Source organism: Streptococcus sp. IMAU 99161, assembly GCF_014435245.1.
Taxonomy (GTDB): domain Bacteria; phylum Bacillota; class Bacilli; order Lactobacillales; family Streptococcaceae; genus Streptococcus; species Streptococcus lactarius.
In genome coordinates this window covers 275,871-287,927 of record NZ_JAAPAW010000011.1, presented here as the reverse complement: position 1 = coordinate 287,927, position 12,057 = coordinate 275,871, and the positions used below count along the sequence as shown (strand labels likewise).

The following is a 12,057-nucleotide window of genomic DNA, read 5'->3' as shown; positions in this document are numbered from 1 at the left end:
AGCCCTACTCAACTGTGCGGAGGTGGGACGACGAAATCGAATTCTAACGAATGACCGATTTCTGTCCCACTCTCTTTCTTATTAAATTACTTCATAGTTGGGAAGAGAAGAACGTCGCGAATGGTTGTTACATTGGTCAACAACATAACCAAACGGTCGATCCCGATTCCAAGTCCACCTGTTGGTGGCATACCATATTCAAGGGCTTCAACATAATCATAGTCGATACCTGTCGCTTCATCATCACCCAATTCTTTTGCTTTAGCTTGGGCTTCGAACCGGCCAAGCTGATCAATTGGATCATTCAATTCCGTGAAGGCATTCGCATACTCTTTGGTCATGATGAAGAGCTCAAAACGATCCGTAAAGCGTGGATCTTCTGGATTTTTCTTAGCGAGAGGTGATACCGCTACTGGATGTCCATAAACAAAGGTTGGTTGGGTCAACGTTTCTTCGACAAATTCTTCGAAGAAGGCATTGATAATTTGTCCCACTTCTGTGTAGTGTTTTTCAACCGGTACATGTTTTTCATTTGCAAGGGCTACGGCTTCTTCAAAGCTTATTTCCTTCCAGAAATCAACACCTGTAATTTCCTTAATCGCATCCACCATGTGAATCCGTTTGAATGGTTCGTTGATCTTGATTTCTGTTCCTTGATAATCGATTGGACCATCTCCACGAACCGCTTTAGCCGCGTGTTGGATAATGCCTTCTGTCAAGTCCATGATATCGTGAAAATCTGCATAAGCTTGGTAGACCTCAATAGAAGTAAATTCAGGGTTATGAGTAGCATCCATCCCTTCATTACGGAAGATCCGTCCAATTTCATAGACACGTTCCATCCCACCAACAATCAAACGTTTCAAGTGAAGTTCTGTCGCAATACGGAGTACCATATCAATATTTTGGGCATTGTGGTGAGTAATAAAAGGTTTTGCAGCCGCACCACCAGCTTCATTGTGAAGAACAGGTGTTTCTACTTCAAGGAAACCTTGGCCGTCCAAATAACGACGGATTTCAGAGATAATTTGTGAACGTGTGACAAAACGATCAAAACTTTCACGATTTGAAATCAAATCCAAGTAACGTTTGCGGTAGATGGTTTCCACATCAGACAAGCCATGAAATTTTTCAGGCAAGGGACGAAGGGCTTTTGATAAGTGAGTGATGTGGGTAGCTTTAATAGAAAGTTCTCCCATATCTGTCCGCATGACTTCCCCTTCAACACCAAGGAAATCACCAAGGTCCGCTTTTTTGAAGATCTCATAGTTTTCTTCTCCAACAGCATCCTTACGAACGTAGATTTGAATTTGACCATCACGGTCTTGGATGTGGGCAAAACCAACTTTCCCTTTACCACGCTTCGTCATCAAACGACCTGCAATAGTAGCAGTTTCGTTGATTTCATGCAATTCTTCTTTCGTTTTATCAGCATATTTTTCTTTTAATTGACCAGAGGTAGCTGTACGTTCAAATCGTTTACCAAATGGGTCGATTCCTTGTTCACGAAGTGCCGCCATCTTTTCACGACGGACAAGCTGCTGGTCATTTAATTCTTCCATATGTTCAGTAGTCATTTGGACCCTCCTAAGTTATTCTTTCCTATTCTACCATATTTAGACTAGAAATTCACTAATAATTACCATTTCAGTAAAAATGAGACTAGGAAAAATCAATCCCTCATTAAACTTGTTTCCTTCAATGTGTAGACAATCCCGATCAAGAGTAGGAAATTGCCTTTTTAGAAGTTGCCTCCCCTATAGTGAAACCTCCTAGAAATACTGATTTTAGGGCATGGAATAGAATTTTGCACTATATATTCTAAAAGAAAAAGAGAGTGGGACAATGTACTGACCCCAAAAAGTTAGACAATTAATTTATCCAAAGGATTTAGTTCTGTATTGCACAGGACTGAGTCCTTTTCTACCATTTGTCAAGTATATCAAGGTATTTGATAAAAAATAGTTTAAGTTCCATATGTCAAACGAAGGAAATTGTCTTTTTTTGAGCTAAAGTTTAGTGTAAAAAGTGTACACAAAACCAACACCTTACCTAGTGATTTTTTTGATAAGGTGTTACAATAATAGGGCATAAACAATTTTACCGATTTTGGGTAGAAGTATAATCGTAAAGTTTGTTATGCGTTATGAGGTAATACATTGTTCTGATGAGACGATGTATAGAGGCAATCGTGTGTGGTTTGGTTGAAGTCACTTGCGATTGTCTTTTCCGTTTATCATAGAAGTCTGCGATATGACAAGGATTGGTGTGGCTAGCTGAAGCTATGTTATGAATGCACTTAAAGAGAATCTTTCTAGCATAGGGATTCCCACGTTTGGTGATATGTTCCTTAGCTAGAAAGTCCCCAGATTCATAGTGTCTGAGGTCAATGCCGATAAAAGCATTGATTTGATTGGCAGAGTGAAATCGACGAATGTCACCAAGTTCACCAATAATGCTTGTCGCTGTGGTTTCAGCTATTCCAGGAATAGAGAGAAGAATCTCGTATTCTGGCAAAGGTTGAGCCAATGTTACCATCTCCTCTAAAACACTTTGTCTATATTCAGAAAGCCTAAGTAACTCCCCTGCATAGTATTTGACCTCTTCCATCATTGGAGAGGTTTTCTTGACCGCACAATAAGACTGATTAGCTAGTTTTGTAAGCTTATCTACTAAGTAAGTCACACGTTTTTCAGAGATGCGTTTTGATGTAGACTGACGGATGATAGCTCTTAATGCGGCGTCATCCAACTCCAGTACAAAACTATTACATGGAAAAGTCATGACCAAGTTCCAATATTGTTCCCCAGTTGGTGCCGACAAGATGTTTTCCAATTCAGGAAAAGTGACCTGTAAAACCTTGTGCAGACGGTTTTTAGAGCAGACAATATCCTCAGTAAGATTCTGATAGAAACGGCTGAGGTCGCGTAATTCTTGATAAAGCGCTTCTTGGACATAGCTTGGTTTACGATTGAGGATGAACTGAGACATAGCTAGTTTTTCAGCGTCAATCTTATCGGTTTTACGTACTCGTAAGCTATCTAGTTGTTTCTTGGATTCTAAGGGATTGAGGCGTGTATAAGCGTAACTATTATCCTCAAAGAAGGCCTGAAGACGACGAGAATAGACACCAGTCGCCTCGAAGACAATCTCTGGCTGGTGAACAGTCTTCAAGTCCCCAAGTAGTCGATTAAATCCGATGGCATCATTTGGTATGGTATAGCCATGTACTTTCTCTCCATTGATCAAGATGGCTACTTCTGAACTTGCTTTACTCACGTCAATCCCAAAAACTACTCGCATGATATTACCTCTTTGTCTTGAATGATTCCTTGCTTTAGTGATGTCATTTTCAATACTCGACGTTTTTCGTCCCACATACTTTGATAACATTCTTCCTAAAACAGGTGTCTTGCCAGTTTTAGTTACGACGTCTAGCGCCAAAGGACTCATCGACTTAACAAGACACCTCTACTTTAACATAACGAAAAAAGTAGTGAGTACTTTCTCCCGTCGGAGATTTTCTCACTACTAATCTTAGTATGTTTTAGTTTTACTTTAATTCGTTTGTTGTTGTAATAATCAATATAGTCTACAATAGCTTGTTCCAATTGCTCAAGTGAGTAAAACGTCTTCTCATAACCATAAAACATTTCGGATTTCAAAATACCAAAGAAGGATTCCATCATGCCGTTGTCTGGGCTGTTACCTTTACGTGACATAGATGGCTGAATTCCCTTACCCTCTAAAAATCTGTGATAAAAATCGTGTTGATATTGCCATCCTTGATCACTATGAAGAATGGTATTCTCGTAATGTTCCTCACCGAAAGCCTGGTCTAACATATCTTTCACTTGTATCAAGTTCGGTGACGTAGAAAGATTATAGGCGATAATTTCGCTGTTAAAACCATCTAAAACTGGTGATAAATAGAGCTTTTGACTGCTTGCCGGAATGGCAAACTCTGTCACATCTGTGTAGCACTTTTCCATTGGTTTTGAAGCTTCAAACTGGCGTTGAATAAGGTTATCTGCTTTCTTACCAATCTCTCCTTGGTATGAAGAATACTTGCGTTTACGACGAATTCGGGCACTTAAACCAAGGATCTTCATCAGACGTTGGACTTTCTTATGGTTCACTACAAAACCACGATTCCTCAATTCTAGAGTCATTCGGCGATAACCATAATTTCCTTTGTGCTCAGTAAAAATAGCTTGAATTTCATCTTTAATATCATGATTTTTATCGCTTTTATCTAACTGCTTTAGCTGGTAATAATAGGTTGAACGTGCTAGCTTAATAATCTTTAGAAGAATCTCTAAGGCAAACTCTGTTACCAATTCTCGGACAATTTCTGTTTTTCTTCTAGCTCTTTTTCCTCCTTCAATCGGAGTTCTCTCAACTTTTTTAGAATGGCATTCTCCGCTCTCAGGTACTCATTTTCTGCTTGAAGACGTTCTAATTCTGTCATCTCTTCGGGTTTCTTCTTTGGTTTACGTCCCATTTTAGATGGTCTCCCTCTTGTTTTCTCAACAATAGTATACCCGTTTTTCTTATATTGTGCTATCCAATTAGGCAACATTCCAACACTTGGAAGAGCATAATCTAGAGACACCCTTATTTGAGAACGACCTTCAAGTAGAACTTTATCAATGATCTCTTGTTTTAGTTCAGGTGAATAGTAACAATTCTTTCCTTTTTTGACGATTTCTATTCCATAACGATCAATCAATTTAATCATGTACTGAAGATTGGGAATTGTTATCCCAAATATATTTGAAATCTCTTTGAAGGTTCGCCCTTGTTTTCTAAGTTCATAGATCTGAACTTTATCTTTATAAGTTAATTTCATAATAAAAACACCCCAAAAGTTAGATTTTTCTGTCTAACTTTTGGGGTGCAGTTCACAAAAGTCCTAGCCTCTCAATTGTTTTTGGATTGTCGAGCAAGACGCAGTGGTTGAGTGGGCTCTACTACGCTGATTTCATCAGCTTTTACAGCCCTACTCAACTGTGCGGAGGTGGGACGACGAAATCGAATTCTAACGAATGACCGATTTCTGTCCCACTCTCTATCCATTTTTTTCTTTTGTTATTCGTAGCGTAGCGCTTCAATCGGATCCAGTTTAGAGGCTTTATTAGCTGGTAGAATTCCAAAAATCATCCCTACGAAAGCTGAGAAAATAATACTTCCAATCGCAACTTTCAGGGAAATAATCGGTGGTCCTTCTAGGGTGCTTGCAGCAACTGTTGTGATTAAGCTATTAACGCCATAGGCAAGACCAAGCCCAATCAACCCTCCAATGATGGTCAAGACCATAGACTCAATTAAAAATTGAACCAGAATCTTACCTCGAGTTGCTCCCAAAGCTTTGCGAAGACCAATTTCTCTCGTCCGTTCGGTAACAGAGACAAGCATGATATTCATGACTCCTATCCCACCAACTAAGAGGGAAATCCCCGCTATGGCACCGATTACTGTGGTCATGATTCCAACCACTTTATTGGTTTCTTCTAGGATACTATCTAGATTAAAGATCTGGAATTCTCCTTGACGAACACCTGAAATTTCTGTTAACTTTTGAGCTGCTTCAATCCCAACAGATTTGATTTGTTTTACATTCGGAACGTGGACGACAATATTTTGAATCTCGTCTGTTCCAAATTCAGAAGCTAGCTGGGTATTGGCCATTAGCGCACTACCACCTGAAGAAGCTCCATAAAGGGCTGTCCCCGCATTTGGATCTTTAAACACACCAACAACCCGATAATTATTGTCTCCAACAGAGACAATCTGGTTCAGTGGATTCTCAGGCCCAAATAATTGTTGTGCTAATCCTTCATCTAGCAGCACGACCCGTGAAAAATTACTATAATCTGCAGGCGTTAATTTTCGTCCAGATAGGAGTTCCACCTTCTTGACAGAAAAATAGGTCTCATTTACCCCTTGGATATTCACCCCGTCTGCTTTTTTCTTTTGAAAAGCAATGGTTGCGTTAGAAGTGTTACCAACGTAATAGCCATCGATCCCTTTAATCTTGGTTAACTCCTTGACCCAGGATTCTTGAACAACTGGTGGTGCTTCTTGTACTTGACCATCAATATCTTCAGCATTTTCTCCATCCATATCCGATGGAGCTGCCATCCCTCGATCTTCAGCTGCAGGGCCACTTTCGCCTCCACCTCCTCCTTCTCCAGTCTCATCAGAAGGGCCGACATTAATTCCGGTCACATAACCACTCTTATTTGGAGAATAGGAGATTTGTACATATTCTTGATCCTTAGTGAAGGTCTTAGTAACACCAGCTTTCATGCCATCTCCAAGAGCCATGATGACAACGACAGAAGCAACCCCAATAATGATCCCCACCATCGTTAAGAAAGACCGTAATTTATGGCTCATGATGGAGCTCATTGCAAATTTCCAATTTTGCATCAGTCCCTCCTTTCCAACTTGCTATCTGAAGAGATCACCCCGTCACGAATGACGATGCGTCGATTGGCAAAGGCTGCAATCTCAGGTTCGTGCGTAACCATGATAATGGTCTTTCCTTCTCGATTTAGCTTGGTTAGTAAATCCATTATTTGCTCGCCTGTCTTGGTATCCAAAGCACCAGTCGGCTCATCTGCAAGGACGATAGCCGGTTGATTTACGAGAGCTCGAGCAATCGCCACCCGCTGCTTTTGACCTCCAGAGAGTTCCGAAGGCAAATGGTGCATGCGCGAACCAAGCTCTACCTTTTCGAGATACTGCTCCGCTATTTCCTTGCGTTTAGCAGGATGCACCCCTGCATAAATGAGAGGCAGTTCTACATTTTGAAAGGCATTGAGTTTAGAGAGAAGAAAGAATTGTTGAAAGACAAAACCAATCTGTTCATTTCGAACACGTGCCAACTTTTTCTCACTCAGATTTCCAACTTCCTGGCCTTCTAGAAAGTACTCTCCACTGGTCGGGCGGTCCAACAGGCCAATCACGTTCATCAAGGTTGATTTTCCTGAACCGGATGGGCCCATAATGGCCACAAATTCACCCTTTTCAACTTCTAGATCGATATCTTTTAACACGCGAAGTTCCTGATCCCCATTTTTATAGGTCTTATTGATGCCTTTTAGTTCAATCAATTTTGTCATATTTACCGATCTCTTTTCCATCTTCCAGTTTCTCATTAGGGTTTACAATGACTTGGGCATCTTTCTTCAGACCAGATACGATTTCTTGGTTTTCAGCATCGGCATTCCCCAGAGTGACCTTCACTTTCTTGGCCTTGCCCTTTTCGACGGTCCATACGTAACTCGTATCCCCATCAGCCATCACACTCGTCACTGGAACAAGGGGGTGTTGAGTTGAACTTTTGACCTCAATATTGACAGAAAAACCTTGCTTAAGCTCCCCAATCTCACTGGTGATATCTACTGTAAATGGATATTTGGTCCCCGCAGTTCCTTGCGCTCCGCCAGCTGTATTGTTGTTGGCTTGCCCAGAATCGGTTGGATAACTACCCACATAAGAGATTTTTCCTGTCCAGGTCTTATCCGGATAAACTTTGGAAGTAAGGACCACTTCTTGGCCTTCAGAAATATTGGCCAAATTGTATTCGGACAATTCCCCTTTTACTTGTAAATGGCCGTTGCTGACAATATGCACCAGAGTTTGATTAGTACCTGTGGTTGATTTTGAAACATCTTTATTGACTTCTACCACTGTCCCATCAATACTACTTTTGACTATTGTTGCATCCAGCAATGCCTTGGCCTTATTCATATTATCAACTGCATCAGCTCTTGCATCTCGCAAATCACTCGCTTGGGAATCCACTGTTCTTTGCGTTTGGGAGGCTGACTTAGCATCCTCTTCATCGTCGCCGGTCGTATCCACACTCACCCCATTGGTCATTAAATCGTTTAATTGGCGATCGGCCTTATTGACGGCACGAATAGCAGCATCGTAAGCAGTCTGGGCCTCTGTACTGCTGTACTGGACGATAGGCTGGCCGGCTGTCACTTGATCTCCAACATTGACCAAAATTGATTGCAAATCCCCCTTAGTCCCATCAAAATAAACATACTGTTCTTGGTCTGCAGTTACCTTCCCTGTTAATAAGACAGAAGATGCAATGGAACCATCCTTAACTGTTTGTACCATCGGAGTTTCTTTAGTGACTGCTTGATCAGAAGTACTTGGGTGCGAAAACATCATCACACTTCCTGTTCCGATCACCGCAATGGCTGCACCTGCAGCTGTCCAAATTTGCCATTTTTTAAATTTCTTCATCGTTTTTCTCCATAAAAGAAAGCGTTTTTTTCTATACTATAGTATACCATATATCCCTCCTTTTCTATCCAAAAATAACATCAGAAATAACATATTTTGTAGTAAAATCTTTACTCTTGACTTTTGTAACAATAGATATTACAATCAAACTGATCAGTCACTAAGGAGGACAGTATGAAAGAATTCGATATCATTGCAATTGGTGGCGGTAGCGGAGGAATCGCTACGATGAATCGGGCTGGTGAACACGGAGCTCGTGCTGCTGTCATTGAAGAGAAACAATTGGGTGGAACTTGTGTTAACAGAGGCTGTGTTCCTAAAAAAATCATGTGGTACGGAGCACAGATTGCAGAAGCCATTCGTGATTACGGGCCAGACTATGGCTTTACTTCTGAACAGACCAAATTTGATTTTGAAACGTTAAGAAAAAATCGCGAAGCCTATATTGATCGTTCTCGGAATTCTTATGATGGTAGTTTCAAACGAAATGGAGTCGAACTCATTGAAGGTCGTGCTCATTTTGTGGATACTCATACGGTTGAGGTCAATGGAGAAACCATCAAGGCCAAGCATATTGTGATTGCGACAGGAGCCCATCCTCATATTCCTTCTGTTCCTGGAGCAGAATTTGGTGAAACATCGGATGATGTCTTTGCTTGGGAGGAACTTCCAAAGTCTGTTGCGATCATTGGAGCTGGCTACATTGCGGTAGAATTAGCCGGTGTGCTCCACCATTTAGGCGTTCAGACAGACCTCTTCATTCGGAAAGACCGGGTTTTACGTCGGTTTGATTCCTATATTGTCGATGGCTTAATGGAAGAGATGGAAAAACAAAACCTTCCACTTCACAAACAGAAAGTTCCCATGAAGCTTGAAAAATTAGCAGACGGTCGTGTGAAGATCTATTTTGAAGATATGACCAGCCATGTGGCAGAACATGTCATCTGGGCAACCGGACGCAAACCAAACGTTCAGGATCTCAATTTGGAAGCTGCAGGTGTCACCTTAAATGAAAAAGGATTTATTGCAGTGGACGAATACCAAAACACCGTTGTTCCGGGCATCTATGCCCTTGGCGATGTCACAGGAGAAAAAGAATTAACCCCTGTCGCGATTAAAGCTGGACGCACTCTTTCTGAACGACTATTCAATGGAAAAGTCAATGCCAAAATGGATTATACAAGTATCCCTACCGTTGTCTTTTCTCACCCTGCTATAGGAACGGTTGGCTTAACGGAGGAAGAAGCCATACAAACATATGGAAAAGAGAATATTAACGTCTATACTTCTCAATTTGCTTCCATGTATACCGCCGTTACCCAGCACCGCCAACAGGCAAAATTCAAACTCATCACTGCGGGTCCAGAAGAAAAAGTCGTTGGTCTCCATGGACTTGGATATGGAGTGGACGAAATGATCCAAGGATTTGCAGTTGCTATCAAGATGGGAGCGACAAAAGCCGATTTCGACGCTACCGTTGCCATTCACCCAACTGGATCAGAAGAATTCGTAACCATGCGATAAAAAATGCTTAAACTTCAAGTTTGTGAATAAAGGAAACACTATTTACCTCATCATAGTTCATCTTTGGAACTTAAAAAGCGAACAAAGACTTTAGACACTTGCTTCCCAAGTCCTATCTGCCGTATGGAGCAGTGCTTTAAGTAAGCAACCTCTGCTTCATACTGTTATTTCTTTCAAACATCTAAGGCTGGACAGTTTCTGACCAGCCTCTTTTTCATTTATCCAATTATAGCAAAATGCTAAAAATTTCATAGATAAATTATTTTTTATAATTTAAATTTCACTAATTTGTGATATAATTCATTTTATAGGATGTTTTTTAATATAGACTAGTGGGAGGTGCATTTATAATGGTGCAGTCTTTAAAAAACCAACCTATAAAGTCATGCATGTTTTTGTAAGTTTTTAACAAAAACATACAAACTGATCTAAATAATTGGAGAAGAAAATGAAAAAAAGTAATTTAAGAAGGCTTTCGAAACTCTTCTTTCTTGTGTTTTTACCATTATTATTCATACTATTTTCGCAATCTGATATGGTAAAAGCTGGAGATGTGAGCAACAATATTAGCTCACTAACTGTTTCATCCGAAGAAATTACAGATGGTGGACAAACAACCGTTAAGTTTACCTTTGATGAACACGCACAAAAAATCCAACCAGGAGATACGCTACGAGTGAACTGGACAAGCTCTGGAACGATCTACGGGACAGGATTCAAGAAGACCATTCCATTAAGTATTGATGGTACTTATGTTGGAGACATGGTCATTACAGATGGTGCTGCGACAGTTACTTTCAATGAAGGTATCAAAAACATTCAAAACATCCATGGTTGGGGTGAATTTGAAATTGAAGGTCATAACGATACAGCAACCGATAAGGAGCATGTTGGAAAATTCACTATTATTAGTGGAGTTAGAACCGTCGATTTAAACGTTAAGAAAATGGCTACTGGTGTTAATAGTGCCCCATTCTATCTCAAAGCAGGTGATATGCATGCTAACGATCCTGAACACATTCTTTGGACACTAACCATTAACGCTATGAACTTAGAAGCTGATGGAAACGTTCGTGTTGAAGATGAAATTCAAGGCGGACATTCACTTGTGAAAGATAGCTTCAGTATTACTACAACTGGTAACAAGCCAGGATATTACAGTGGTTCGACTGCTATCGACGATTTCTTAGCAGCCTTTCCTGGAGCTACTTTTACAATCGAGGCATCAGGAAAAATTACGGTTACACTGCCTCAAAGTGAAATCAACAAGACTGGCGTCCTTATCTTTTACCAAACTAAGGTAGAGAATGACAAACAAAAGAATTTCTTGAATAATACTAAAGTATGGTATCAAGTGAAAGGTGAACAAGCAGTCGTTGCAAAAGAAGTCAATGCCTCTGTAGCAAATATAAATGCAAATGGTGGTGTGGATGGCGATATGACTTCAACAACAACCAAAGAACCTAAGACTACCGTTACTTCGACTGAAGAACCTAAGACTACTGTTACTTCAACTGAAGAACCGAAGACTACCGTTACTTCTTCTGAAGAACCTAAGACTACTGTTACTTCAACTGAAGAACCGAAGACTACTGTTACTTCTACCGAAGAACCTAAGACTACTGTTACTTCTACCGAAAAACCTAAGACTACCGTTACTTCTTCTGAAGAACCTAAGACTACTGTTACTTCTACCGAAGAACCTAAGACTACCGTTACTTCTTCTGAAGAACCGAAGACTACCGTTACTTCTACCGAAGAACCTAAGACTACCGTTACTTCGACTGAAGAACCTAAGACTACTGTTACTTCGACTGAAGAACCTAAGACTACTATTACTTCGACTGAAGAACCTAAGACTACTGTTACTTCGACCAAAGAACCTAAGACTACCGTTACTTCAACCAAAGAACCTAAGACTACCGTTACTTCAACCAAAGAACCTAAGACTACCGTTACTTCAACCAAAGAACCTAAGACTACCGTTACTTCAACCAAAGAACCTAAGTCAACTCCTACAAAGTCTACTACTAAACCAAACCTTTCTGGTACTACCGCAACTTCTAAAAGACCAGCTTCAAATGGGGACATCAAGGGAGATCGCAAAGTGATCTTACCTAATACTGGTGAAATGGTTGCAACTGGACTTGTATTGACAGGTGCTCTTGTCTTGGCAGGTTCTGTCGTTATGAAACGCAAATTGACGAAAAACTAATCTAGAATTAGATGGATCGTCGTATCTTAAAGCGTAACCATAAGAAC

Annotated in this window: 8 protein-coding genes; 2 read left to right on the top strand and 6 right to left on the bottom strand. The window is 40.5% G+C overall.

The window, feature by feature from the left end:
• Positions 1 to 86 precede the first annotated feature (86 nt).
• From lysS to HA044_RS06940, 6 genes are all read right to left on the bottom strand, one after another.
• Positions 87 to 1,577, bottom strand: a complete 1,491-nt coding sequence (gene lysS, locus HA044_RS06965) for a lysine--tRNA ligase (protein ID WP_187540484.1) — start codon at positions 1,575 to 1,577, stop codon at positions 87 to 89.
• Between the two features lie 523 nt (positions 1,578 to 2,100).
• A complete protein-coding gene (locus tag HA044_RS06960) occupies positions 2,101 to 3,303 on the bottom strand; it encodes an IS110 family transposase (protein WP_316250441.1) in 1,203 nt (400 codons plus the stop codon).
• Positions 3,304 to 3,476: 173 nt separating this feature from the next.
• Positions 3,477 to 4,852 (bottom strand): IS3 family transposase gene (locus HA044_RS06955; RefSeq protein WP_398588493.1). Its coding sequence is split into 2 segments (ribosomal slippage): positions 3,477 to 4,390 and positions 4,390 to 4,852, totalling 1,377 coding nucleotides; the frame shifts between segments, so codons are not numbered across the junction.
• A gap of 239 nt (positions 4,853 to 5,091) precedes the next feature.
• Positions 5,092 to 6,435 (bottom strand): ABC transporter permease, encoded by a 1,344-nt coding sequence (locus HA044_RS06950; protein ID WP_187540482.1) that lies wholly within the window; start codon positions 6,433 to 6,435, stop codon positions 5,092 to 5,094.
• Entirely contained in the window at positions 6,435 to 7,130 is a 696-nt protein-coding gene (locus HA044_RS06945; RefSeq protein ID WP_187540481.1) for an ABC transporter ATP-binding protein, read from the bottom strand. The genes HA044_RS06950 and HA044_RS06945 overlap by 1 nt, the downstream gene beginning before the upstream one ends.
• A complete protein-coding gene (locus HA044_RS06940; RefSeq protein WP_187540480.1) occupies positions 7,114 to 8,271 on the bottom strand; it encodes an efflux RND transporter periplasmic adaptor subunit in 1,158 nt (385 codons plus the stop codon). Before HA044_RS06940 ends, HA044_RS06945 begins: the two co-directional genes overlap by 17 nt.
• Positions 8,272 to 8,445: 174 nt before the next feature.
• Here HA044_RS06940 and gorA point away from each other — a divergent pair, with 174 nt between their 5' ends.
• The gene (gorA, locus tag HA044_RS06935; protein ID WP_187540479.1) at positions 8,446 to 9,795 is read left to right on the top strand and encodes a glutathione-disulfide reductase; all 1,350 of its coding nucleotides are present in this window, start codon (positions 8,446 to 8,448) and stop codon (positions 9,793 to 9,795) included.
• A gap of 448 nt (positions 9,796 to 10,243) precedes the next feature.
• On the top strand, positions 10,244 to 12,010 hold the full coding sequence (locus tag HA044_RS06930; RefSeq protein ID WP_187540478.1) for an LPXTG cell wall anchor domain-containing protein: 1,767 nt from the start codon (positions 10,244 to 10,246) through the stop codon (positions 12,008 to 12,010).
• The last annotated feature ends 47 nt before the right edge of the window (positions 12,011 to 12,057 follow it).

Bases quoted from the DNA above. Each gene is read 5' to 3' on its own strand.
- lysS (WP_187540484.1), bottom strand. From the start codon at position 1,577: ATGACTACTGAACATATGGAAGAATTAAATGACCAGCAGCTTGTCCGT.
- HA044_RS06960 (WP_316250441.1), bottom strand. From the start codon at position 3,303: ATGCGAGTAGTTTTTGGGATTGACGTGAGTAAAGCAAGTTCAGAAGTA.
- HA044_RS06950 (WP_187540482.1), bottom strand. From the start codon at position 6,435: ATGCAAAATTGGAAATTTGCAATGAGCTCCATCATGAGCCATAAATTA.
- HA044_RS06945 (WP_187540481.1), bottom strand. From the start codon at position 7,130: ATGACAAAATTGATTGAACTAAAAGGCATCAATAAGACCTATAAAAAT.
- HA044_RS06940 (WP_187540480.1), bottom strand. From the start codon at position 8,271: ATGAAGAAATTTAAAAAATGGCAAATTTGGACAGCTGCAGGTGCAGCC.
- gorA (WP_187540479.1), top strand. From the start codon at position 8,446: ATGAAAGAATTCGATATCATTGCAATTGGTGGCGGTAGCGGAGGAATC.
- HA044_RS06930 (WP_187540478.1), top strand. From the start codon at position 10,244: ATGAAAAAAAGTAATTTAAGAAGGCTTTCGAAACTCTTCTTTCTTGTG.